Annotated in this window: 24 protein-coding genes; 12 read left to right on the forward strand and 12 right to left on the reverse strand. The window is 65.0% G+C overall.

The annotated features are described in order from the left end of the window. The first annotated feature begins 91 nt into the window (after window positions 1-91). From QA635_RS38670 to QA635_RS38680, 3 genes are all read left to right on the forward strand, one after another. Complete coding sequence (locus QA635_RS38670) at window positions 92-397, forward strand: DUF6460 domain-containing protein (RefSeq protein WP_028334595.1); 306 nt, start codon at window positions 92-94, stop codon at window positions 395-397. A 22-nt stretch (window positions 398-419) separates the two neighbouring features. Then, entirely contained in the window at window positions 420-1,154 is a 735-nt protein-coding gene (locus QA635_RS38675; RefSeq protein ID WP_283065108.1) for an MBL fold metallo-hydrolase, read from the forward strand. 113 nt (window positions 1,155-1,267) lie between these two features. Further along, window positions 1,268-2,593 (forward strand): MATE family efflux transporter, encoded by a 1,326-nt coding sequence (locus tag QA635_RS38680; protein ID WP_283065110.1) that lies wholly within the window; start codon window positions 1,268-1,270, stop codon window positions 2,591-2,593. A gap of 269 nt (window positions 2,594-2,862) precedes the next feature. On the opposite strand, the gene QA635_RS38685 is transcribed toward QA635_RS38680, so the two are convergent. Continuing rightward, window positions 2,863-3,960: a quinone-dependent dihydroorotate dehydrogenase gene (locus QA635_RS38685; protein WP_283065112.1), complete on the reverse strand. Its 1,098-nt coding sequence runs from the start codon at window positions 3,958-3,960 to the stop codon at window positions 2,863-2,865. Then, the gene (locus tag QA635_RS38690) at window positions 3,957-4,301 is read right to left on the reverse strand and encodes a DUF952 domain-containing protein (RefSeq protein ID WP_028334591.1); all 345 of its coding nucleotides are present in this window, start codon (window positions 4,299-4,301) and stop codon (window positions 3,957-3,959) included. The genes QA635_RS38685 and QA635_RS38690 overlap by 4 nt, the downstream gene beginning before the upstream one ends. Window positions 4,302-4,501: 200 nt before the next feature. Here QA635_RS38690 and QA635_RS38695 point away from each other — a divergent pair, with 200 nt between their 5' ends. Next, entirely contained in the window at window positions 4,502-5,155 is a 654-nt protein-coding gene (locus QA635_RS38695) for a S24 family peptidase (RefSeq protein ID WP_016844853.1), read from the forward strand. Between the two features lie 180 nt (window positions 5,156-5,335). Here the strand turns inward: QA635_RS38695 and QA635_RS38700 are convergent, their stop codons facing one another. Next, on the reverse strand, window positions 5,336-6,121 hold the full coding sequence (locus QA635_RS38700) for a class II aldolase/adducin family protein (protein ID WP_283065116.1): 786 nt from the start codon (window positions 6,119-6,121) through the stop codon (window positions 5,336-5,338). A gap of 259 nt (window positions 6,122-6,380) precedes the next feature. Here QA635_RS38700 and QA635_RS38705 point away from each other — a divergent pair, with 259 nt between their 5' ends. After that, window positions 6,381-7,313 (forward strand): 2-dehydropantoate 2-reductase, encoded by a 933-nt coding sequence (locus QA635_RS38705; RefSeq protein ID WP_283065118.1) that lies wholly within the window; start codon window positions 6,381-6,383, stop codon window positions 7,311-7,313. Between the two features lie 12 nt (window positions 7,314-7,325). Here QA635_RS38705 and QA635_RS38710 read toward each other — a convergent pair whose 3' ends face one another. From QA635_RS38710 to QA635_RS38730, 5 genes are all read right to left on the reverse strand, one after another. Further along, window positions 7,326-8,966 carry a lysine--tRNA ligase gene (locus QA635_RS38710; protein ID WP_283065120.1) on the reverse strand — a complete coding sequence of 547 codons (1,641 nt, stop codon included), beginning with the start codon at window positions 8,964-8,966 and terminating at the stop codon, window positions 7,326-7,328. Between the two features lie 182 nt (window positions 8,967-9,148). After that, on the reverse strand, window positions 9,149-10,180 hold the full coding sequence (locus QA635_RS38715) for a transporter substrate-binding domain-containing protein (protein ID WP_283065121.1): 1,032 nt from the start codon (window positions 10,178-10,180) through the stop codon (window positions 9,149-9,151). A 91-nt stretch (window positions 10,181-10,271) separates the two neighbouring features. Then, window positions 10,272-10,862, reverse strand: a complete 591-nt coding sequence (locus QA635_RS38720) for an SCO family protein (RefSeq protein WP_057016042.1) — start codon at window positions 10,860-10,862, stop codon at window positions 10,272-10,274. A gap of 18 nt (window positions 10,863-10,880) precedes the next feature. Next, the gene (locus QA635_RS38725) at window positions 10,881-11,015 is read right to left on the reverse strand and encodes a hypothetical protein (protein ID WP_276486903.1); all 135 of its coding nucleotides are present in this window, start codon (window positions 11,013-11,015) and stop codon (window positions 10,881-10,883) included. A 211-nt stretch (window positions 11,016-11,226) separates the two neighbouring features. Further along, window positions 11,227-11,694 carry a hypothetical protein gene (locus QA635_RS38730; protein ID WP_057016040.1) on the reverse strand — a complete coding sequence of 156 codons (468 nt, stop codon included), beginning with the start codon at window positions 11,692-11,694 and terminating at the stop codon, window positions 11,227-11,229. A 279-nt stretch (window positions 11,695-11,973) separates the two neighbouring features. Between QA635_RS38730 and QA635_RS38735 the strand changes: the two genes are divergently transcribed. After that, the gene (locus tag QA635_RS38735; protein ID WP_283065125.1) at window positions 11,974-13,632 is read left to right on the forward strand and encodes an FAD-binding dehydrogenase; all 1,659 of its coding nucleotides are present in this window, start codon (window positions 11,974-11,976) and stop codon (window positions 13,630-13,632) included. A gap of 84 nt (window positions 13,633-13,716) precedes the next feature. Here the strand turns inward: QA635_RS38735 and QA635_RS38740 are convergent, their stop codons facing one another. Beyond that, a complete protein-coding gene (locus QA635_RS38740; RefSeq protein ID WP_038384505.1) occupies window positions 13,717-14,076 on the reverse strand; it encodes a hypothetical protein in 360 nt (119 codons plus the stop codon). A gap of 247 nt (window positions 14,077-14,323) precedes the next feature. After that, on the reverse strand, window positions 14,324-14,671 hold the full coding sequence (locus QA635_RS38745) for a winged helix-turn-helix transcriptional regulator (protein ID WP_163153530.1): 348 nt from the start codon (window positions 14,669-14,671) through the stop codon (window positions 14,324-14,326). A 105-nt stretch (window positions 14,672-14,776) separates the two neighbouring features. Between QA635_RS38745 and QA635_RS38750 the strand changes: the two genes are divergently transcribed. The 3 genes from QA635_RS38750 to QA635_RS38760 all read left to right on the forward strand — a co-directional run bounded on the left by QA635_RS38750 (window position 14,777) and on the right by QA635_RS38760 (window position 17,760). After that, window positions 14,777-16,228, forward strand: a complete 1,452-nt coding sequence (locus QA635_RS38750) for a CDGSH iron-sulfur domain-containing protein (RefSeq protein WP_283065129.1) — start codon at window positions 14,777-14,779, stop codon at window positions 16,226-16,228. Between the two features lie 79 nt (window positions 16,229-16,307). Further along, on the forward strand, window positions 16,308-17,231 hold the full coding sequence (locus tag QA635_RS38755; RefSeq protein ID WP_283065131.1) for a CE1 family esterase: 924 nt from the start codon (window positions 16,308-16,310) through the stop codon (window positions 17,229-17,231). A gap of 178 nt (window positions 17,232-17,409) precedes the next feature. Continuing rightward, entirely contained in the window at window positions 17,410-17,760 is a 351-nt protein-coding gene (locus tag QA635_RS38760) for a RidA family protein (RefSeq protein WP_283065133.1), read from the forward strand. 76 nt (window positions 17,761-17,836) lie between these two features. Here QA635_RS38760 and QA635_RS38765 read toward each other — a convergent pair whose 3' ends face one another. Continuing rightward, window positions 17,837-18,901 carry an alpha/beta fold hydrolase gene (locus QA635_RS38765; protein WP_425249102.1) on the reverse strand — a complete coding sequence of 355 codons (1,065 nt, stop codon included), beginning with the start codon at window positions 18,899-18,901 and terminating at the stop codon, window positions 17,837-17,839. Between QA635_RS38765 and QA635_RS38770 the strand changes: the two genes are divergently transcribed. After that, window positions 18,888-19,277, forward strand: a complete 390-nt coding sequence (locus QA635_RS38770; RefSeq protein ID WP_283065135.1) for a hypothetical protein — start codon at window positions 18,888-18,890, stop codon at window positions 19,275-19,277. The two genes, QA635_RS38765 and QA635_RS38770, sit on opposite strands and share 14 nt — an antisense overlap. Here the strand turns inward: QA635_RS38770 and QA635_RS38775 are convergent. Next, the gene (locus QA635_RS38775; RefSeq protein ID WP_283065137.1) at window positions 19,274-20,338 is read right to left on the reverse strand and encodes an aromatic ring-hydroxylating dioxygenase subunit alpha; all 1,065 of its coding nucleotides are present in this window, start codon (window positions 20,336-20,338) and stop codon (window positions 19,274-19,276) included. The two genes, QA635_RS38770 and QA635_RS38775, sit on opposite strands and share 4 nt — an antisense overlap. Window positions 20,339-20,406: 68 nt before the next feature. Here QA635_RS38775 and QA635_RS38780 point away from each other — a divergent pair, with 68 nt between their 5' ends. Together QA635_RS38780 and QA635_RS38785 are read left to right on the forward strand one after the other, a co-directional pair. Beyond that, a complete protein-coding gene (locus tag QA635_RS38780; RefSeq protein WP_283065139.1) occupies window positions 20,407-21,354 on the forward strand; it encodes a LysR family transcriptional regulator in 948 nt (315 codons plus the stop codon). Between the two features lie 94 nt (window positions 21,355-21,448). Next, window positions 21,449-22,138, forward strand: coding sequence for an RNA polymerase sigma factor (locus tag QA635_RS38785; protein WP_028339045.1), 690 nt, complete (start codon window positions 21,449-21,451; stop codon window positions 22,136-22,138). Window positions 22,139-22,171: the final 33 nt, after the last annotated feature.

A 22,171-nucleotide genomic window follows, 5' to 3' on the forward strand; every position in this document is an offset into this window, starting at 1 on the left:
GGATCAGAATCGAGGTCTAGGTTTTGTTTTGACGCGTTTTCTTCACGCGAACCGGTGCCCACTTCGCGCGAAAACGCTATTGGAGACAGCAATGCCAAACGACATCCGGGACTTGCCGGCCGGCCGGAGTGACGGCCTGTACCGCTTTCTCGGCGGATCGCCGCTCTCTGTGGCGTTCCGGTTGATTTTGCTGTCGATTCTGGTCGGTGTCGTGCTCGCCGCGATCGGCCTCGATCCATGGAACATCCTCAACAGCATCCGCAGGCTGTTCCAGAGCATCTGGGATTTCGGCTTCGACGCGATCAACTGGGCCTGGCGCTACTTCCTGCTCGGCGCCGTCATCGTGATTCCGATCTGGCTGTTGTCGCGGCTGTTCGGCGCGCCGCGCGGCCGCTGATCCCAACGAGGGTTCGCAGCCGATGCAATTGCGATTTGTCGGCTGCGGCGATGCATTCGGCTCCGGCGGCCGCTTCAACACCTGTTTCCACGTCAGCGGCGCGCGCAGCAATTTCCTGATCGATTGCGGCGCCTCGTCGCTGCCGGCGATGAAGCGGCTCGAGATCGACCGCGATGCGATCGACCTGATCCTGATCACGCATTTCCACGGCGACCATTTTGCCGGCCTGCCGTTCTTCCTGCTCGACGCGCAATTCTCCCGCCGCACCCGGCCGCTGGTGATCGCCGGGCCGCAAGGCATCGAAACGAAACTGCCTGCGGTGATGGAGGTGATGTTCGAGCATTCCTCCAAAACCAAACAACGCTTCGATCTGTCCGTCGTCACGCTGGCGCCGCGCGAAACGCGCAGCTTCGGCGAGGTGACCGTGACGCCCTACCCTGTCGTGCATGGCGAATCCGGCGGGCCATTCCTGGCCTACCGCGTCGAGGCGGAAGGCCGCATCCTCAGCTACAGCGCCGACACCGAATGGACCGACGCGCTGATCCCGGCGGCGCAGGACGCCGACCTCTTCATCGCCGAAGCCTACATGTACGACAAAATGGTCAAGAACCATCTCAGCCTGAAGACACTGGAAGCGCATCTGCCCGCCATCAACGCCAGGCGCGTGGTGCTGACCCATATGAGCGACGACATGCTCGGCCGCGTCGACCACCTGCCCTACACGGCGGCAAGCGACGGCATGGTCGTGGTGTTCTGACCATGCACGCCTTGTCGGCTGCCCCTCCGCCACCGCATTGCTCTGAGAACAATTCCAGCATGGCCGCGCGACGGTCGACGCGATAGAAGCGTATATTCCTTGCAATTGTAGCCATGCACGCACCCGTCCACCCGAAGATCACGACGCGCCAGGTGTTCGCCATCGCCGGCCCCGCGATGGTCGCCAACCTGACCACGCCGCTGATCGGCATCGTCTCGACCACCGCGATCGGCCGCCTCGACGATGCCGCGCTGCTCGGCGGCGTGGCGATGGCCTCGGTGATCTTCGACTGCCTGTTCTGGCTGTTCGCCTTCCTGCGCATGAGCACGCTGGCTTTCACCGCGCAGGCGCAGGGCGCCGGCGAGATCAAGGAATATGCCGCGATCCTGGTGCGCGGCTTCATCGTCGCCGGCCTGATCGGCGCGGCGCTGATCGCGCTGCAGGTGCCGCTCGCCGCCGTCACATTCCAGCTGATGGGCGGCAGCGAGGGCGTCACGCGCGCGGCCAAAGCCTATTTCATGATCCGGATCTGGTCTGCGCCGCTGGCGCTCGCCAATTACGTCATCCTCGGCTGGCTGGTCGGCCAGGCCCGCGCCAATCTGGCGCTGGCGCTGCAGATCGTGATCAATTTGATCAACATGGCCGCGACCGTGCTGCTGGTGCAGGTCTACGGCGCCGGCATTGCCGGTGCCGCGATCGCCGCCGTGCTCGCCGAGACCGCCGGTTTCGCCGCCGGCATCGTGGTGGCGTGGCGGATCTCGCAAGGCGGCTTCGCCGTTCCCGCAGCCACGCTGTTCGACCGCGCCAAGCTGATGCGCATGCTGGCGGTCAATCGCGACATCATGGTCCGCACCGCGGCGCTGATCGTCGTGTTCCTGTTCTTCACCGCCAAGGGCGCGCGCGAAGGCGATGTGACGCTGGCGGCGAACTCGGTGCTGAACAATTTCCTGCTGGTCAGCGCCTTCTTCCTCGATGGTCTCGCTAACGCCGCCCAGCAGCTGTGCGGCCGCGCCTTCGGTGCACGCGATGCACGTGGCTTTTCCGATTCGACCCGGCTGGTGCTGCTGTGGGGCATCGGCTTTGCGCTGGTGGTGTCGGTGCTGTTCGCGCTGTTCGGACCGGCGCTGATCAATCTGATGACGACCAGTGACGACGTGCGCCGCTATGCGCGCGAGTTCCTGCCGTTCGTGATCCTGGCACCCCTGCCCGGCGTATTCGCATTCGGCTTTGACGGCATCTATGTCGGCGCGACCTGGGCGCGCGAGATGCGTAATCTGATGCTGGCCTCGCTCGCGATCTTCCTCGCCACCTGGTGGGCGCTCAGCTCGTTCGGCAACACCGGCCTGTGGATCGCGCTGCTCGGCTTCTACGTCGCACGCGGCGGCCTGCAGGGCCTGCGCTATCCGGCGCTGCTCAGGAAGACGTTCAAGACGGCGTAAGTCCGTAGCCCGGATGCAGCGAAGCGAAATCCGGGGTCTGCATCCGCGGGAAGTCCGTCCCGGATTTCGCTTCGCTTCATCCGGGCTACGAAGTTCTCTTCCCCTTCCCCCTGAAAGGGGGAAGGTCGGGATGGGGGTCAGCCGCAGGCGACGCAGCTCATGGAGAGAGCTGATCCCCACCCGCTTTGCTCTGGCGAGCAAAGCGACCTCCCCTTTTCAAGGGGAGGTTAAAGCGCAGCCGGATTTCGCTTCATCCGGGCTACGGGTACCTACCTCACCGGCCAGTCCTCGGCCGTAATCGTCGCAGCATCGGCGCCGACGATTTCCGACAGCGAGTCGCGGCCGGTGCGCAGCAGGGTCGAGGACAGATCGCGCTTGATGTCGTCGACGAGGCCGAGGCCCTTGTAGACCAGCGAGGAATAGAGCTGGATCAGGCTGGCCCCGGCGCGGATCTTGGTCAGTGCGGCGCCGCCGCTGTCGATGCCGCCGACGCCGATCAGCGGAAACGCGCCTTCGACGCGGACATAGGTCTCGGCCACCATCCGCGTCGACAGCCGGAACAGCGGACGGCCCGACAGGCCGCCCTGCTCCTTGGCGCGATTTTCCTCGCGCAAGGTCGAAGGCCGCGCCAGCGTGGTGTTGGCGACGATCATGCCGTCGACGCGCCGCGAGCGGGCGATGTGCACGACGTCGTCGAGCTCGGCCAGACTCAGATCCGGCGCGATCTTGAGCAGGACCGGCGAGTCACCGGCGTTCTTGCGCACGCGCTCGCGGGTGTCGATGACCCGCGCCAGCAGATCGTCGAGCGCCGCCGATTGCTGCAGATTGCGCAGGCCGGGCGTGTTCGGCGAGGAGACGTTGACGGTGAAATAGCTCGCGACCGGCGCAAAGGTCTCGATCAACTTCACGTAGTCGGCGGCGCGGTCGGGCGAATCCTTGTTGGCCCCGACATTGACCCCGACGATGCCGCCGGCGCTGGCGCGCGCGGCGAGCCGCCGCAGCACGACCTCCGCACCGTCATTGTTGAAGCCCATGCGGTTGATCACGGCCTCGTCGCGCTCCAGGCGAAACAGCCGCGGCCGCGGATTGCCGCCTTGCGGCTTCGGCGTCACCGAGCCGATCTCGACAAAGCCGAAGCCGAGCCGCAGCAGCGCGTCGGGCGCCTCCGCGCTCTTGTCGAACCCCGCCGCCATGCCGATCGGGTTTGGAAAGTTGAGTCCGAAGGCGCGCACCGCGAGCTTGGGATCATCCGGCCGCTGCCGGATCGGCGGCAGCAGCTTCAGGCCCTGGATCGCCATGCGATGGGCATCTTCGGGATCGAACCAACGCAGCAGCGGCAGCGAGAAGGCGTCGAAGGCACGGATCACGGCTTGAGCTCCGGAACGTCGTGGCCACCGTCGGAGCGCGCGCGAAGGTCGAGGATCTCGGTGACGGCGCCGAGGTCGAGCTCGCCATAGAGATGCGGGAACAGCTCGTCATTGCGCGATCGCTCCCAGCGCAGGGCATCGCCCAGCGCATCGGCATCGACCGCGACCAGGAACAGGCCGGTTTGCCCGTGGTAGTGCTTGCGCGCGGTCTCGGCCACCTGGGAGGCGGTGGAAAAATGGATGAAGCCGTCGCGTTTGTCGTCGGCACTGCCCCGGTACACGCCCTGCCGTTCGGCCTCGCGCCAGGCCGAAGCGGGGGTGATTTTGTAGATCATCGGCACGGGCCGGCCTTCCCTTTTGTCCTTGAGTCTCTTGGGGTTTTATCCGGATTTGAGGGGAAATGCCCCAGACGCCATCTGGCGAGCGAGGGACCGTATCGGCGGCGGCGGCGCAACTCAAGCGGTGCCGGGGCACATCGGCCGACAGATTTGCGAAAACGCCAAGTTTCAGGCAATAATTCCTACCATCCGGGATACCCTCGATGGCCAAACAGCCCAAAGCCACCCGACCGCTGACCCACGCGCAGGTCTGGGCCGCGCTCGACCGGCTCGCCGAACGCGCCGGCCTGTCGCCGTCCGGCCTTGCCAAGCAGTCCGGCCTCGACCCCACCACCTTCAACAAATCCAAGCGCGTGACCGGCGACGGGCGCGAGCGCTGGCCCTCGACCGAATCGCTCTCCAAGGCGCTGGCCGCGAGCAATGCCAGCATGGAGACCTTCGTGCAGTTGCTCGGCGATGGCGCGCGCGGCGGACAGTCGGTGCCGCTGATCGGCTTCGCGCAGGCCGGCGCCGGCGGCTATTTCGACGACAGCGGCTTTCCCGCCGGCAAGGGCTGGGACGAAGTGGCGCTACCGGCGACATCAGACGAACACGCCTATGCGCTGGAGATCGAGGGCGACTCGATGAAACCGGCCTATCGCGAAGGTGACATCATCGTGGTGTCACCCGCGACCGCGATCCGCCGCGGCGACCGCGTGGTGGTCCGCACGACCGGCGGCGAGGTGATGGTGAAAGAATTGAGACGCCGCACCGCCAAGATGCTGGAACTCGCGTCGCTCAACCCGGAGCACCCCGACCGCATGCTCGATGCCGAGGAAGTCGCGTGGATCGCGCGCGTGGTGTGGGCGAGCCAGTAATCGGCTAAACCAGTAGCCACATAACCGGTGTCGTCCCGGCGAAAGCCGGGACCCATAGCCACCGAAGATCATTGCTACACCACGCTGGGGCCGCAGCGCGCTTCCACAACGCGACCCTGTGGTAATGGGTCCCGGCTTTCGCCGGGACGACGGCGGAGGTTAGAGCGCCATCCAAGCCCATTACGTCGCGTAGTCCGGCTCCTTGCGATCCAGCATCCGCTTCAGCGCATCGAAATGCCGCTGCGCCGGGGACGGGCCGTTGTAGAGATGGTCGTCGCGGAAATCGCGTTTGGTCTTTTCCACCACATGCTGCGGCAATTGCTTGAGCGGCTGCTGGGTCCACATCGCGTAGATCTGCACCTGTGCGGCGCGCTCGATGTAATAGAGCCGGTCATAGGCATCGGCGACCGTCTCGCCGACGGTCGAGATGCCGTGATTGGCCATGAACAGGATGGTCTTGTTGCCGATCACCTTGGCGAGCCGCGCGCCTTCCTCGGGATCGAGCGCGGGGCCGGTGTAGAGATCGTCATAGGCAATCGCTTCCGACAGCCCGACCTCGGTCTGCCCGATCTCCTTGATGCGCGGATCCTCGAGCCGTGTCAGTGCGCTCGCATAGGGCATGTGGGTGTGGAACACGGCCTTGGCCTGCGGCAGCGCCTTGTGGATCGGCGCATGGATGCAAAAGCAGGAGCGCTCGACCTCACCCTCGCCGCGCTTCACCTCGGCATCGTCGATGCCGACCTCCATGAAGGAGGATGCTGTCACTTCCGACCAGTGCATGCCGAACGGGATCTGGTAGTAGCGGTCGGTGCGGCCGGGCACCACCAAGGTGAGATGGTTGAAAATACCTTCCGAAAAGCCGTGGATGTAGGCGAGCCGATGCGCCGCCGCGAGATCGACCCGCGCCTGCCATTCCTCGGCGCTCGAATTGTCCTGCAGCGATGTCGGTGAAACCCTGAACTGCATGCGCATGCTCCCATCTGTGCCGGCCTCTCGGCGGAGGCCGTGCTGATTTTATGGATGCGAGTGTAGCGCAATCCGGCGCCAGGCTCCGGTGAAATTGCCGATGGCCTGCTATCCGAATTTTGCGGGCTTGGCGTCATTATGTGATGATGCGCTGCGAAGACCGCGGATCGGCGGTTTCGTTGGCTGCGGCGGAAAGCCACATGAGCGGCCTGACTTTCCAGCCCAACGCAACACACTCCGCAAAGCCCAGAGTTACGCAATGACAGGACCATCCGACCGCAAGACCATCGCCATCGTCGGCCTCGGCAGCATCGGCGGTATCGTCACCGGCCTGCTGCGGGCGGTCGACAAGCATGACGTGATCGCCTGTGTCCGGCGGCCGCTCGATCGGCTCACGGTCGAGCGGGCGGAAGGCACGGTGGAAGTGCCGCTGCGCGCCCTCACCGATCCGGCAGCGGCTACGCCGGTCGACTGGGTGTTGTTGTCGACCAAGGCGCAGGACACGGAATCGAGCGCGCCCTGGCTGCAAAGGCTGTGCGGGTCGCGGACGCGCGTCGCGGTGCTGCAGAACGGCATCGGCCACGCCGAGCGGCTGGCGCCATTGGTCGGCGCCGCCACGGTCGTTCCGACCATCGTCTATTACAACGGCGAGCGGCTGGCGCCGGATCGCGTCCGTTTCCGCCGCGCCGGCGAGCATGAATTCGCGGTTGCCGATGACACAGACGGACGCGCGTTCGAAGCGCTGCTGGATGGCACGGCGATGCGCGTGCGGCGCTCCGCCGATTTCACCACGCTGGCGTGGCGCAAGCTTCTGCTCAATGCGGTCGCCAATCCGATCACCGCGCTCACCTTGCAGCGGCAGGCGGTGTTCCGCCGCGCGGACGTCAAGGCGCTGTGCCGCGCAATCCTCGAGGAGGCCGCGAATGTCGGCCGCGCCGACGGCGCCCGGCTCGCGCCCGACGAGGCCGAGCTGATGCTGGCGACGTTGTTGACCTATCCGCCAGACGCCGGCACCTCGATGTATTTCGATCGTGTCGCGGGACGCCCGTTCGAAGCCGACGCTCTCACCGGCGCGATCGTCGCGGCCGGCGAACGACACGGCGTGCCGACGCCGCTCAACGGCCTGCTGCTGACGCTGTTGCGCGCCACCAGCGACGGCCTGCGCGACGCGGCGCAGGCCGAGCGGCGATGAGCAGCGCGATCCCTACGACGATCGCGCCAGCGCGCCGTCGATCATGTTGACCGCGTTCTGCACGCCGTAGACCGCGACGAAGGAGCCGAAGCGCGGGCCCTTCTCCTGGCCGAGCAGCACCTGGTAGAGCATGTTGAACCAGTCGAGCGAGACGCCGGGACGGCCGTCCTTGCCCTTCTTGACCATGTCGAGGAACGGCTCGCGGCGGCCGATCTCATAGACCACGTTCTGGATGTCTTCCGCGCTCGCGTTCGCCGGCATGTTGGCGAGCGCATCGCGCAGATCCTGCAGCGCGGCGCGCTCTCCGTCGGTCGGCTCACGGAACTGCTTGGTCGGCGCCACGAAGTCGCGATAGTAGTTGATGGCGTAGCCGACCATCGCATCTAACTTCGGATGGGTCTGCGGCGTCACGCCCGGCCGGTAGCGGCCGATGAAGCCCCACAGCGTTTCGGCATTCTCCGCGTTCGACGACGACACCAGCGTCAGCAGCAGCTGGAAAGTGACCGGCATGTCGGCCTGCGGCGGCTTGCCGGAATGGATGTGCCAGACCGGATTCTGCAGCTGCTGCCGCGCTTCCTGCCGCGTGAAGCCGTCGAGGAATTGCTGGTAGTCGTCGACATTGCGCGGAATGACGTCGAAATAGAGCCGCTTCGCCGCCTTGGGCTCGCGATACATGAACAGCGACAGCGATTCCGGCGAGGCGTAGCGCAGCCACTCGTCGATGGTCAGGCCGTTGCCCTTCGACTTCGAGATCTTCTGGCCCTTCTCGTCGAGGAACAGTTCGTAGTTGAAACCTTCCGGCGGCGTGCCGCCGAGCGCCGAGCAGATCTTGCCCGACAGCTTCACCGAGTCGATCAGGTCCTTGCCGGCCATTTCATAGTCGACACCGAGCGCGTACCAGCGCATCGCCCAGTCGGGCTTCCATTGCAGCTTGCAGCGGCCGCCGGTGACGGGAACGGTGACGGCCTCCTTGGTGTCCGGATCCTTGTACGAGATCGTGCCGGCCTTGGCGTCGTGCGCCGTCACCGGCACGTAGAGCACGAGGCCGGTGCGTGGGCAGATCGGCAGGAACGGCGAGTAGCTCGCCGCGCGCTCCTCGCGCAGCGACGGCAGCATGATCGCCATCACCTTCTCGATCCGCTCCAGCATGCGCAGCAGCGCGGCATCGAAGCGGCCGGAGGTGTAGTACTCGGTCGAGCTCGCGAACTCGTAGTCGAAGCCGAACTGGTCGAGAAAGGCGCGCAGCCGCGCATTGTTGTGCTGGCCGAAGCTCGGATGGGTGCCGAACGGATCGGGCACCTTGGTCAGCGGCTTGCCGAGATGCTGCTCCAGCAGCTCCTTGTTCGGCACGTTGTCCGGCACCTTGCGCAGGCCGTCCATGTCGTCGGAGAAGGCGAGCAGGCGCGTCTTGATCTTGTCCTCGGTGAGCACGCGGAAGGCGTGGCGTACCATCGTGGTGCGCGCGACCTCGCCGAACGTGCCGATATGCGGCAGGCCCGACGGGCCGTAACCGGTCTCGAACAACACCTCGTCCTTGGGATTTTTCTTCAGCCGCGCCACAATCGCCTTCGCCTGCTCGAACGGCCAGGCGTTGGATTGTTCGGCGAGCGCCCGCAGGTCGCTCGGGCTGGCAGAAGGATCAATCACGGACATTCCTCAGGTTCTCTCCAAAAAGGCCGCGAAAACTAACGCTTTCGCGGCAAAATGCAAAACGACGGGAAGTTTGTCGTCATTCCGGGGCGATGCGCAGCATCGAACCCGGAATCTCGAGATTCCCCGGGGGTGCAATTGCACCCCTGAGGTCTGGCCCTACGGACCATCCCGGAATGAAGAACTCAGAACGGGCTGACCGAGAAATAGCGCAGCCACAGATCGGTGAAGCGGCCTTTTTCCCAGATCCGGAACAGCGCCCAGTTCAGCGACTGCCGGAGCAGGTCGTTGCCCTTGCGGACCGCGATGCCGACGCCCTCGCCGAAATAGCGGCTCTCGACAAAGGGGCCGCCGGCAAAGGCGCAGCATTCGGCGGAATCGGTGCCGTTGATCCAGAACGCGAGCGAGATCGCATCGCCGAAGATGAAGTCGACCTCGCCGCGGCGCAGCGCTGCGCGCAGCGTGTCGTTATCCGGATAGGAATGGATCTCGGCGTCGGTGAACATCGCCTTGAGGTAGGCCTCGTGCGAGGTACCGCCGATGACGCCGACCTTCTTGCCCTCGAGATATTCCGGGCGTATTTCCGGCATCGCGTTGTCACGGCGCGACACGAAGCGGGCCGGCGCGCGGTAATAGGGATCGGTGAAATCGACCTTGGCGCGCAGCTGCGGCGTCACGGCCATCGACGCGATGATGGCGTCGCCCCGGTTGGTCGCTAGCGCATCGATCAGGGTCTCGAAGCGGCGCATCTGGATGGTGCAGGTGACCTTGATCTCGTCGCAGAGCGCGCGCGCCAGGTCGACGTTGAAACCGGCCGGATTGCCGTCGGGACCGGTGAAATTGAACGGCGGATAGTCGGTCTCGGTCAGGAAGCGGATCACGGTGAGGCGCGACAGGTCCGGGCGGTCCGGCCGGCGCCGCGGGTCCCAGAAACCCGGCACCGCCTGCGGCGCGGCCTCGGCGGCGGCCTTGGGCGGCAAGGTCGGGGCCGGCGGGGCGGCGGCGGCCGGTGGTGTTGCGGGCGCGGTTTGCGCAGGGGCCGCCTTGGTGGGCGGAGCCGGAGCAGGAGCCGTCTTGGCTGCCGGCGCCTGTGCGGGGGGTGTCTGTGCAATTGCAGGGTGCGCCAAGGTCAGCAGCAAGGCAGCCGCCAGCATGCCCGCGGCCAGGCGATGCTGGCGCGAACGGACGGCAAAGGGCTGGACAGAGAGATTTGGCATAACCGGCAATTTCAGGAAATTGAACGGCTTATAGCCGAATCAGCGCCTGAAGCGAGCGCCGATTGGGTTAATTCTGAACCGGAAATGGCGATCAGAGGTACCGTTTGAGATCGGCCGCCGCCTCTTCCGGCGTCCGTTTCAGATTGAACGGCGCGACGAAATGACCGTCGCGGTCCATCAGATAGATCAGCGCGGTGTGGTCCATCGTGTAGTCGCCATCCTTCAGCGGCACTTTCTTGGCGTAGACACGATAGCTCGACAGCACCTTGGCGATCGCGGCGGGATCGCCGGTCAGGCCCTTGAGGTGCGGATCGAAGCTCGACAGGTAATCCTTCATCGCGGTGGCGGTGTCGCGTTCCGGATCGACCGAGACGAAATAAGCGTTCACGCGATCGGCGTCCTTGCCCATCGCCTTCAGGACCTCCGAGATCTCGAACAGCGAGGTCGGGCAGATGTCCGGGCAATGGGTGAATCCGAAGAAAATCAGGGTCGGCTTGCCCTGGAGGTTCTTGTCGGTAACGGTTTGGCCGGACTGGTCGGTGAGCTGGAACGCCCCGCCGATCGCGGCCGGCGCGGCAACGGTGCGCAAGCCGCCGATCGCCCACAGCATGAGGAACAGGCCGACCGCCAGACTGCCCGCGAAGGCAGCGAAGATCACCAATGGGCGCGTGGTCCGGGGCATGGTGCAAGGGCGTCCTTGTCAGAAGCAGGCGGAGATGCCGGCGGTGATCATTTCGAAAAACACCGCGGTCCCGTAGTGGAACCAGAGTGCGGCGGCGGCAAGCAGGGCCAATCCGCCGATGCCGGCCGCGCCCCACAGGATCGCAGACGCCACCCGGGTCTGTGGAGCCGTTACGAGCTCGGATCGGGTGGAGATCGGCTGAACCATAAGGCTGAGATAAGCCGGGTTCCGGCAGGCAGCAAGCGCAATGGCGGTCGCAGGCCGTCAAATGATGGCGAGCGATTCCGGTGCCGGCGCGTTCATGCCCCGGCGTCTGCCCAGGCCAATGGCCGACGAGGGTCTCAAACAGAGAAGCAGCCGGAGCTCAGTGCGCGGGCTTCGGCGCCGAGGCCTGGGCGTTAAGGTAGCACGGCTTGTACAGCGCCTGCAGTTGCTTGCCGCGCAGGAAGATCATGCGCCGGGTCAGGCCACCACGCCCCGAAATCCATCTGCGTACCGCCGGCGGATACATCAGGTACAGCATATGGGTGGCTTCAGGATTGGGGACCGGGCGGCCGTTATCGCCGTAGTCCCAGGCTGCGTGGAAGCCGAGGCTGGCGTGCGAGGTCACACAAATCCGGTCGTGAGGAACCTTGCCGAGCACGATGGTGCAGGCCGAGGCACACAGCCCGTCGATGATGACCGTCTCGCCCGAAGTCCGCAGGTCCTGATACCTGTCGACATAGACGCCGATCTTGCCGCCGCGATCGTCGGCGATCCTGACTACAGCTTGAGACACCCCCATTCCCGCCAGCAGGAGAACCGCAGCGAGCAACCCCGTCATCAACTTCATTTTGGCCAGCCCCAGTCGAAACCGAATCTGTTTGGTCTGTGATGCAAGACAATCGTGAGCGTGTTGTGCGCGCGGATTTTTGTCCAGACGAGCGAAGCCGGTCAAAACAAATTCAAATTGGGTGTTGCGCGCACGCTGCAGTGGGACTGGGGAAAGGTCCCAAACTGGAACAGCGCGGCGCACGTGCTTGGTGCTCCGCCGCCACAGGCAAGGTCCATTTGGCGTTGACCGCACGCAATGAGGCGGTCTTGAATCTCGGCGGGACGGGGGACCTAAAACATGGCTGACGATGCAGATGTGATCGTGATTGGTGCGGGGCTTGCCGGTCTCGTGGCCGCAACCGAGATCGCCGACGCAGGCAAGCGCGTCATCGTGCTCGACCAGGAAGGGGAACAAAGTATCGGCGGCCAGGCCTTCTGGTCGTTCGGTGGCCTGTTCCTGGTCGATTCGCCGGAGCAGCGCCGGCTCGGCATCAAGGATTCGGTCGAGCTCGCATTGCAGGACTGGATGGGCACCGCCGGTTTCGATCGCGAGGAGGATTACTGGCCGCGCAAATGGGCCGAGGCCTATGTCGCATTCGCGGCCGGCGAGAAGCGCGACTGGCTGCGCGCCATGGGCCATCGCATCTTCCCGGTGGTCGGCTGGGCCGAGCGCGGCGGTTACGACGCGATGGGCCATGGCAATTCGGTGCCGCGCTTCCACGTCACCTGGGGCACCGGCCCCGGCATCGTCGAGCCGTTCGAGCGCCGCGCGCGCGAGGCCGCGAAAAGCGGACGGCTGATATTCAAGTTCCGCCACCGCGTCGATGCGCTCAGCGTCACCAACGGTGCGGTCGACGGCGTCAGCGGCGCGATCCTGGAACCGAGCTCGGTCGAGCGTGGCAAGAGTTCCTCGCGCAACGTCGTCGGCGATTTTTCCTTCCGCGCACCAGCCGTGATCGTCGCGTCCGGCGGCATCGGCGGCAATCATGATCTGGTGCGGCAGAACTGGCCGAAGCGGCTCGGCGAGCCGCCCAAATTCATGATCTCCGGCGTGCCCGAACATGTCGACGGCCGCATGATCGGCATCACCGAGGCGGCGGGCGGCCGGCTGATCAACCGCGACCGCATGTGGCACTATGTCGAGGGCATCCGGAACTGGAACCCGATCTGGCCGCGTCACGGCATCCGGATCCTGCCGGGACCGTCGTCGCTGTGGTTCGACGCGACGGGCAAGCGGCTGCCGGCGCCGCTGTTCCCGGGCTCCGACACGCTCGGGCAACTGCATTACATCATGGGCACCGGCTACGATTATTCGTGGTTCATCCTGACCCAGAGCATCATCAAGAAGGAGTTCGCGCTGTCCGGCTCCGAGCAGAACCCCGACCTCACCGGCAAGAGCTGGCGCATGACGATCAAGCGCGCCACCAACAAGGGCGCGCCGGCGCCGGTGGAGGCGTTCAAGCAGCACGGCGCCGACTTCATCGTGCGCGACAATCTCGCCGATCTCGTCGATGCCATGAACAGGCTCGCGGGCAACGATCTGTTGCAGCTCGACGCCATCAAGGCGCAGATCGAGGCGCGCGACCGCGAGATCACCAACCCCTACGTCAAGGATGCGCAAGTGATGAACCTGCACAATGCGCGGCGCTATATCGGCGACAAATTGATCCGCACCGCGAAGCCGCACCGTATCCTCGATCCCGAGCACGGCCCGCTGATCGCGGTGAAGCTCAACATCCTCACCCGCAAGACGCTCGGCGGGTTCGAGACCGATCTCGATTCGCGCGTATTCGGTACGGATCAACAGATCATCCGCGGGCTCTACGCGGCCGGCGAAGCCGCCGGCTTCGGCGGCGGCGGCGTGCACGGCTATCGCTCGCTGGAGGGCACGTTCCTCGGCGGTTGCCTGTTCTCGGGCCGCAACGCGGGACGTGCGGCGGCGAAGGCGGTGAACTGAGGCGTGCTACTCCGAAATCCAGTCGTCGGCCCGCCGGCGGGAACCGGCGGGCTTTTCAGCAGAAGTTCCCCGAGCCTGTTGCGATCAGGCGGTCTTGGTGAAGAGCGTCAGGATGCCGTTGGTGAGATTCACCGCGACAACTTGTGCCGAGCTGAGGCCCTTCGCCTTCAGCGCGGATACTGCTTCTTCAGACGCGTCGATGGAACCGCGAAGGTTCCGCAGGTCGTCTTCGCTTGCCTTTGCGACGACAGCCTCGACCTTTGACCGGGCGTCGGGCTTGAGTTCCTTGATGTCCACGACCTGGATGCTCCGGATGGCGGTGGGCTGATCAGATTGAGCCTGCGGCATCGCCTTCGGTTGCGTTCCCTGCACCTGCGCCCAAGCAGGTGTTCCGAGCGAGAGCGCCGCAACGATGACGGACGCCGTAGAGATACGGATGCGCATGAGTATTCCTTGTGTTGACTACCCCCAACATCCCGCGACAACGGGCTTTCCTTGCTTAAGGTTCCGCCGGAAATCCGCTCTCTGGACTAGTGCTTATGCGACCGTCGCCGGGGGCGGGTCAAAATATCGAAAACAACCCCATGCAAAGTACCAAGTAGCGGGCGGTGGCCGGCGCTCGACCAAGCAACTTGACACGTCGGGCAACTCAGAGGCATTCTTCTAATATTCCGAAGTTGCACATCTTGCTCTAATCCGCCTCCGCGCTGAGGAAGCGGACGCCGAACGTGTCGGCGTTGGCCTCGCCCCAATCGTAGAGTGCCTGCAGCATCGGCTTCAGCATCTCGCCGCGCTTGGTCAGGCAATAGCGCGAGGAGCCGCCGCCGCGCTCCTGCTTGACGAAACCTGAGTTGCAGAGATCGCGCAGGCGCTCGGTCAACACCTTGTCGCTGAGCTGCGGGATGTCGTGGCGCAATTCGCCATAGCGCATCGGCCGGACCTTGAGCCGGCTCAGGATCACCGTCTTCCATTTGCCGCTGAGCTGATCGATCGAGAACTCGACCGGGCAACCATATTTGCGCTTGGTCTTGCGGATCATTGCAACTCTCCCGCGGCACTTTCCATCTGGTTCGTTGAGAGCCGCCATCGATCCATCTAAGCACGCATTGCACGGGTTGGGCGAGTTCAGGGATCATTGCAAGGCATGACAGACGACAATTCCGCCCAAGGTCCAAGCGACAAGCAACACCCGCGCAAGCGCATCGTCGTCAGACGCAACGGGCCTTACGAACCGGAGCCCGGCATTCCGGTCGTCGATCATCTCGGCGTGCCGATCGCAGCCGAGGCGCAAATGCGGCTCTGCCGCTGCGGACAATCGCAGACCAAGCCGTTCTGCGACGACAGCCACGTCGCGCGCGGCTTCACCGACGCCAGGGATCCGCGGCGCGCGCCGGACAGGCTCGACGTTTATGCGGGGCAGCAGGCGTTCGTGTTCGACAATCGCGGCACCTGCGCCCATTCCGGCTTCTGCACCGACCGGCTCACCTCGGTGTTTCATCTCGGCGAAGAGCCGTTCATTGCGCCGAGCGGCGCACGCTTGGACGATCTCATCAACGCGGTGCGCCGATGCCCGTCGGGCGCGCTCGGCATTGGTATCGGCGCCAAACGTGACGACAACCTGTCCGACGTCAGCCGGCCGCCGCAGATCGAAGTGTCGAAGGACGGGCCCTATCGCGTCACCGGCCATGTCGAGCTGATCGATGAGGATGGTGCATCGATCACGCGGAACGCGGGCGCGTCGCAGGAGCATGTCAGCCTGTGCCGCTGCGGCGCGTCGCTGAACAAGCCGCTTTGCAGCGGCATGCATTGGAACGTCGCGTTTCGCGATCCCGTTCCCGATCCGATGCGCGAGCCGACGCTGTTCGAATGGGCCGGCGGCTATCCGGCGCTGCTCGACATGACGCGCATCTTCTACAGCCGTTACGTGCCGGAAGATCCGCTGCTCGGCCCGCTGTTCGCCGAGATGTCGCCGGACCATCCCGAGCGGGTGGCGGCGTGGCTCAGCGAGGTGTTCGGCGGCCCACGCTTCTACACCGAGCGCTATGGCGGCTATCGGCGGATGGTGTCGCAGCATATCGGCAAGGAGATCCGGCCGGAGCAGCGCGCATTGTGGGCGACCTACATGGTGCAGAGCGCCGACGATGCCGGCTTGCCGAGCGATCCGGAATTCCGCGCCGCCTTCGTCGCCTATATCGAATGGGGCTCGCGGATCGCGGTGGAGAATTCCGGTGCCGGCGCGGCACCGCCGCCGAACATGCCGGTGCCGCGATGGTGGTGGGTCTGCAACGCGACGCCGGCCGCACGGCCGTCCACAACCGCGAGCGATACGCAGGCCGCAAACGACATCAGCGTGGCACTCCCCGGCCCCGGCGAGGCCGTGCAATTCGAACAACACATCCGACCGCTGTTCCGGCCGATGGACCGCAGTTCGATGCTGTTCGCCTTCGATCTCTGGAAGGAGGCGGATGTCGCCAGGCATTGCCGGCAGATACTGGCCCGCCTTGAGGCCGGCACCATGCCGTGCGACGGCGCATGGCCCACCGAACAGATCGCGCTGTTCACGCGCTGGGCAGATACATTGCAAGCGCCAGCCTGATCGTGAAGCCACGCTCCATACAGACAGGTTGAACCCGCCTCGCCGGCGTGCTGCAATCGTCGCAGCAGGGCGGGTTTCGATGCGACAGTGCCCAATCGGCTTGCTGGCTCTGGCTGGCGCACTTGCGTTGAGCGGTGTGCCGGCGGCTGCGGATTCGCTTGTCATCAACGCCACCACACGGACCTTCACGCTGCAAGCTCCGGCCGCCAGGCCCGCGCCGCTCGTGATCGTGCTGCACGGCAAGACCCAAAGCGGCGCCGACATGATTACGCGGACGTCGTGGCCACTGATCGCCAAGCGCGATGGCTTTGCGGTGGCCTTTCCCGATGGGTTGAACCGCGCCTGGGCCGACTCCCGGCCGGACGAGCGGCGCGCCGGCAATCCGCCGCCGGAAGGCACCGACGACGTCGCCTTCATCACCCAGCTGATTGCGAAGCTCGTGGGCGACGGCATCGCCGATCCCAGGCGCATCTATGTCACCGGCATCTCCAATGGCGGCGCAATGGCGATGACGCTGGCCTGCGAGCGCGCCGACCTGTTCGCGGCGGCGGCCAGTGTCGTCATGAACCTGACCGATGAATCCGCCCTCGCCTGCCGGCCACAGCGTCCGGTGCCGATGCTCCTGATGAACGGCACCGTCGATCCGCTGATCCCCTATCAAGGTGGACGCGGCACCAGCACTTTCGCGGTCGACGGATTCTGGTCCGCCGAGCGCACGCTGCAATTCTGGCGACGCATCAATGGCTGCGAGACCAGGGACGCCGCAACCACCGATCTGCCCGATCGCAATCCGTCCGATCGATCGACCGTCACGCGGATCGACTCGGCCTGCCCGCAGGGACGCGACGTCGTGCTTTACCGCGTCAATGGCGGCGGTCATCGCATGCCCGGCCACTTCCCTGACGCGCATTTCACAAAACTGGCGACCACCCTGCTCGGACCGCAGAACGGCGACATCGACGGCGCCGACACGATTTGGGCGTTCTTTGCGCGATTTCCGTGAACAGTGCTGCAAATTGTGCAGTGGCGGCGCTCGCCGCGACAGGCTAGAGGAGGTTTGGTTCTGATCAATCAGAACCAAACCTGTCGATCTCTTGTTCTGACGCGTTTTCCTCACGCGAACCGGTAGTCACGTCGCTTGAAAACGCTATAGACATGCCCGCCATTCAGTGGAGACCCAAATGAGCATTCAGCGTTTCGAAACCGGCCCGCGCATGAGCCAGGCCGTCGTGCACGGCAACACCGTCTATCTCGCCGGCGTCGTCGCCGGCAAGGCAGCGGGCGGCAGCGTCACCGACCAGACCAAGGACATCCTGTCGATCATCGACGGCCACCTCGCCAAGGCCGGCACCGACAAGTCGAAGCTGCTCAGTGCGACGATCTACATCACCGACATGAAAACGTTCCCGGAAATGAACACGGTGTGGGACGGCTGGGTCTCGCAGGGCAACACCCCGGCCCGCGCCACCGTCGAGGCCAAGCTGGCGGCGCCGCAGTACAATGTCGAGATCATGGTCGTCGCGGCGAAATAGACGCGACGCACGTCATCCGAAGGATACCGGATGCCCCGGATTGCAAGCGCAATTCGGGGCATTTTTCATCTTGCACTCACGCGCTGATCCGCGCTCGCTCGCCCGCAGCCTCACCGAGATCGGACTGCAGCCAGCGGGCAATCCGGCGCCATGAACCGGCGAGAGCCTTGCAGCCCATGAACAGTCCGAGGTGACCACACGGCTCGGTATGGCATTGCAGCCACGCGGGCGGCGTGGCCAAGAGCCGCGCTGTCGCAAATGCCTGGTCGGGCGGAACAACGATGTCGTTCTCTGCGGCGAGCAGGAAGACGGGCTGCTTCACGGCCGCGAGATCGATCTTGCAGCCAAGCGCGAGGAAGTCTCCAGCCGCGATCCGGTTCTGGCGAAAGATCCAGTCGGTCACTTCGAGGTAGTAGGCGCCCGGCAGATCGAGCGTCTCATCATTCCAGCGCGTGAAGCGATCGAGCAACGCCCGCGCATCCTCCGAATTGCGGTCGAGCCGCCTCTGCAGCGCGGCTTCCGCGTCACGCATGGTGAACGGGATGCTCCAGGCCTGCAGCATGTGCTTGCCGCTGATGATCCCATCCCCCTGACGGACCAGCGCCTCGAAGCCTTGCGGTGGAAGCGAGGCGACCATCCGGGAAAGCTCCGACGGCACCGAGACGTCGACCGGGCTGCCGGCAAGCACAAGCCGCCGTACCTTGCCCGGAAAGCGCGCCGCATAGAGCAACGACAGCCAGCCGCCCTGACAGAGACCTGCAAGGTCGACCGGCGGCCCGATCGTGTCGACGGCCACGTTGAGATCGGACAGAAAGGTGTCGATCGAGAAATATCGCATCTCCGGTGCCGCCGAGCGCCAATCCGTGAGATAGAGACGCGCAACGCCAGCCTTCTGCAACGCCTCCATCAGGCTGTGGCCGGGGGCAAGATCCGCAATCTGCGCGCGATGCAGCGCATAGGGCGCGCAGACCAAGAGCGGCCGGCCTTCGGCCGCTCTCGAGAAATCCAGCAGGCACATCGACGGCAGCTGAAGCGCGAGCGAATGGGCTGTCGTCCAGGGCAGCGCCGCCGCTTCGCCCGGCGAATCCGTGGGCTCGGGCGGACGCGTGGGGTACCACTGCGAGTAGATGTCCAGCGCCAATCGCGCGGCTTCAAACGGCCATAGCCAGGCGTCCTGCGCCCAGCGGGTGCTCGCACTTCGATCCGATGGATCCGTCTTTTCGGGCAAGCTCATTCACCGATTGATCGCTACCGGGATGGTCTGGCCAACGCGGGTCACCTTCACGCCGACAAATTCAGGCCCGGATCAGTTTACGCCAAACCGGCTGGAGCGGCAGCCACGCCGGGATGTCACGATCTCGCGACCCCGGCGCGGCTTGCTGCCAAGCAGCAAAAGCCGTCGTTTTAGCGGACTAAAGCGCGATGAGATTGCGTTGAATCATCATCGAGCTTTAGCTCCTTGTTTGAGCATGATCTTTTCGGAAAACCGCTTCACACTTTTCCGGATCATGCTCTAGGCGGCGCGTGCCGTGCCTTTCTCCGCCTCGAGCCTGCGCGCGAACAGCCAGCGGAAATAAGTCAGCGGCGCGTCCGCGCCGATCGCCAGCAATTGATAGTCCGGGTCGACGTCGAGCACCTTCTGCTGCGCCTCGATGAAATCCTTGTCCTCGTTGAAGGCCTCCTCGAGGCTGTGCCGCAGCGACAGCGCGATGTTCGGATTGTTGGTGTCGAAATCGTGCAGATAGTTCCAGAAGAAGTGCGTGGACGAGCGCGTCTCCGGCGTCATGAACTGCGCGTTGCGATATGACCGCGTGCCCGGAACCTGGACGCCCTTCTCGACGCCCTGTCCCGCCGGCGCGAACGTGGTGTCGAGCGTGAAGATGCCCGGCACGATCATGCGGCCGATATTGCGACGATCGACCTTGTCGTCGCGATTGGAGATCACCTTCTTGTGGTAGGGCGGTGCATCGGCGCCCATGTGCCAGCGCTCGACGCGGAAGCCGTCATCCAGTTTCTCGATCGCGACCGGCTTGGTCTTGTAGGCGTATTCCTCGGAGCCGCCGAGCGTGTTGGTGTGCACGAAGGCGAGATGCGCGAAGTCGCTGAGGTTATCGACGATCAGGAGCCAATTGGCCTTGTAGTGCATGTAACCGGGCAGGCCGCGCCACTTGGGATCCTCGAGCGGCGGATAGTCGAGGATCAGTTTCGGATCGGCCTTCTCGGGATCGCCGGTCCAGATGAAGATCAAATTGTAGCGCTCGACCACGGGATAGCTGCGCACGCCGAGCTTGGCAGGGATCGCGTCCTGGCCCGGGATCTGGATGCACTTGCCGTCGGCCGCGAACTTCATGCCGTGATACATGCACCTGATGTCGTCGCCCTCGACGCGCCCCATCGAGAGCGGCGCGGCGCGATGGCAGCAACGGTCGTCGAGCGCGACGACCTTTCCGCTGGCGCCGCGATAGATCACGATCGGCCGCTCCAGGATGGTGCGCGCCAATTTCTTGCCGTCGATCAGCTCGTGGTTCAGCGCCGCCACGTACCAGGCGTTGCGCAGGAAAATTCCGTCGTCAGCCATCTCACCCTCCCGATGCAAGATTTGGTTGCGACGAGGTTAGGTGATTGCGGTCACCGGGATAATCCGATTTGGCTGGACACACTGTACCGGTGGATGGACAATCGGCCATGGAGTGGCGCGACTGGGAGCTGTTTTGCGAGGTTGTCGAGCATGGCGGCTTCACCGCGGCCGCGCGCGTGCTCGGCCATCCCAAATCGAGCCTCAGTGCTGCGGTGCAGCGTCTCGAGGCCAATCTCGGACTGCGGCTGATCGAGCGCACCACCCGCCACCTGCGGCTGACCGATTCCGGCGAGACCATCTATCGCAAGGTGCGCCCGCTGTTCGCGGCGCTGCACGACACCCACAGCGAGGCGCTGGCGATGTCGAGCGCGGTCGCCGGCACCCTGCGCATCAAGGCGCCTTATGAATTCGGCGCGCATCATGCGGGGCCGGTCGCCTGCGCGGTGATGGGCCGCTATCCCGAGCTTTCGATCCGGATCGATGTCGAGCACGACATCGTTAGTCCGATCGCCGAGAACTACGACATCGTGTTTGCGATGCTGGAGGCGCCGCTGCCGTCGGCCGGCATCGTGATCCGCCGCGTCTTCACGCTCGAGCGCGGCCTGTTCGCGGCACCGGCACTGCTGGAGAAATTCGGCGAGCCGCGCACGCTGGATGATCTGAGAAAGCTGCCGCTGCTGACCGGCCCCAGCGATCCGCCATGGGCGATCACCGCCCCCGGCGGCGCGGTCGAGCATCTCGCGGTCGATCGCGCACGCCTGACCAGTTCGAATGCCCATGTCCGGCTGCAGGCCGCGCTCGCCGGCCACGGCGTGCTGCGGGTCACCGCCAGCTATACCCGCGCCGTCGTCGCGGCCGGCGAGTTGCGGCGGCTGCTGCCCGATCATGCCTGCGAGCCGCTCAACGTGCATGCGCTGTTGCCGGCGCGGCAATTTGTCCCGGCAAAGGCGCGCTGCTTCCTCGATGCGATGGAGGCGCATGCACGCGGCGATCCGGAGGCCTATATCAGGCCGTAGCGGTCTTTTTGGCCGATCACCATTTTCCCGGGAACCTGTACGGCCGGTTGGCATCCAATGGTATTATTCCGCCAACAGTGAGGGCGATCCCGCCATGCGCCAGGCCCATGTAACGTCCCTGCCGCCGACCAGCTCGGGCGATGCCGAGCTCGTGCAACGCGCGCTCGCCCGCGACGAGGCCGCAATCCGCGCCATCATGCAGGCGAACAATCGCCGGCTGTTCCGGCTGGCGCGCGGCATCCTGCGCAACGACCACGAGGCCGAGGACGTGGTTCAGGACGCCTATGTGCGCGCCTTTACCCATCTCGACCAGTTCCGCGGCGACTCCAGTCTTTCGACCTGGCTGTCGCGGATCGCAATGAACGAGGCGCTCGGCCGCCTGCGCCGCAGGCACAGCAGCGTCGAATGGTCCGATCTGCCGAAAGGTGCTCCTGAAGCCCAGATCATCCAGTTCCCCCTGTCGTCAACGGACGATCCGGAAAAATCCATGGCCCAGCGCGAAATCCAGCACGTCGTCGAGCACGCGATCGACGAGTTGCCCGAGGCGTTCCGCCTCGTCTTCATCACCCGCGTGATCGAGGGCATGAATGTCGAGGAGACCGCTGAAATTCTCGGCCTCAAGCCGGAAACCGTGAAGACCCGCCTGCACCGCGCCCGGACCATGCTGCGCGACAATGTCGAGCGGAAGATCGGCCCCGTCGTCATGGAGGCCTTCCCCTTCGCGGGCAAGCGCTGCGAGCGATTGACCGAGGCGGTTCTGAAACGGCTGCGCGCCACGGCCTGAATTTTTCGGGAACCTCTGCTCGTCCGCACCATC

The organism is Bradyrhizobium brasilense (genome assembly GCF_029714345.1).
Taxonomy (GTDB): Bacteria; Pseudomonadota; Alphaproteobacteria; order Rhizobiales; family Xanthobacteraceae; genus Bradyrhizobium; species Bradyrhizobium australafricanum.

Excerpts from the sequence above, each read along its gene's own strand:
- QA635_RS38670 (WP_028334595.1), top strand. The coding sequence starts at position 92 with ATGCCAAACGACATCCGGGACTTGCCGGCCGGCCGGAGTGACGGCCTG.
- QA635_RS38675 (WP_283065108.1), top strand. The coding sequence starts at position 420 with ATGCAATTGCGATTTGTCGGCTGCGGCGATGCATTCGGCTCCGGCGGC.
- QA635_RS38680 (WP_283065110.1), top strand. The coding sequence starts at position 1,268 with ATGCACGCACCCGTCCACCCGAAGATCACGACGCGCCAGGTGTTCGCC.
- QA635_RS38695 (WP_016844853.1), top strand. The coding sequence starts at position 4,502 with ATGGCCAAACAGCCCAAAGCCACCCGACCGCTGACCCACGCGCAGGTC.
- QA635_RS38700 (WP_283065116.1), bottom strand. The coding sequence starts at position 6,121 with ATGCAGTTCAGGGTTTCACCGACATCGCTGCAGGACAATTCGAGCGCC.
- QA635_RS38705 (WP_283065118.1), top strand. The coding sequence starts at position 6,381 with ATGACAGGACCATCCGACCGCAAGACCATCGCCATCGTCGGCCTCGGC.
- QA635_RS38710 (WP_283065120.1), bottom strand. The coding sequence starts at position 8,966 with ATGTCCGTGATTGATCCTTCTGCCAGCCCGAGCGACCTGCGGGCGCTC.
- QA635_RS38715 (WP_283065121.1), bottom strand. The coding sequence starts at position 10,180 with ATGCCAAATCTCTCTGTCCAGCCCTTTGCCGTCCGTTCGCGCCAGCAT.
- QA635_RS38720 (WP_057016042.1), bottom strand. The coding sequence starts at position 10,862 with ATGCCCCGGACCACGCGCCCATTGGTGATCTTCGCTGCCTTCGCGGGC.
- QA635_RS38730 (WP_057016040.1), bottom strand. The coding sequence starts at position 11,694 with ATGAAGTTGATGACGGGGTTGCTCGCTGCGGTTCTCCTGCTGGCGGGA.
- QA635_RS38735 (WP_283065125.1), top strand. The coding sequence starts at position 11,974 with ATGGCTGACGATGCAGATGTGATCGTGATTGGTGCGGGGCTTGCCGGT.
- QA635_RS38740 (WP_038384505.1), bottom strand. The coding sequence starts at position 14,076 with ATGCGCATCCGTATCTCTACGGCGTCCGTCATCGTTGCGGCGCTCTCG.
- QA635_RS38745 (WP_163153530.1), bottom strand. The coding sequence starts at position 14,671 with ATGATCCGCAAGACCAAGCGCAAATATGGTTGCCCGGTCGAGTTCTCG.
- QA635_RS38750 (WP_283065129.1), top strand. The coding sequence starts at position 14,777 with ATGACAGACGACAATTCCGCCCAAGGTCCAAGCGACAAGCAACACCCG.
- QA635_RS38755 (WP_283065131.1), top strand. The coding sequence starts at position 16,308 with ATGCGACAGTGCCCAATCGGCTTGCTGGCTCTGGCTGGCGCACTTGCG.
- QA635_RS38760 (WP_283065133.1), top strand. The coding sequence starts at position 17,410 with ATGAGCATTCAGCGTTTCGAAACCGGCCCGCGCATGAGCCAGGCCGTC.
- QA635_RS38770 (WP_283065135.1), top strand. The coding sequence starts at position 18,888 with ATGTCCAGCGCCAATCGCGCGGCTTCAAACGGCCATAGCCAGGCGTCC.
- QA635_RS38775 (WP_283065137.1), bottom strand. The coding sequence starts at position 20,338 with ATGGCTGACGACGGAATTTTCCTGCGCAACGCCTGGTACGTGGCGGCG.
- QA635_RS38785 (WP_028339045.1), top strand. The coding sequence starts at position 21,449 with ATGCGCCAGGCCCATGTAACGTCCCTGCCGCCGACCAGCTCGGGCGAT.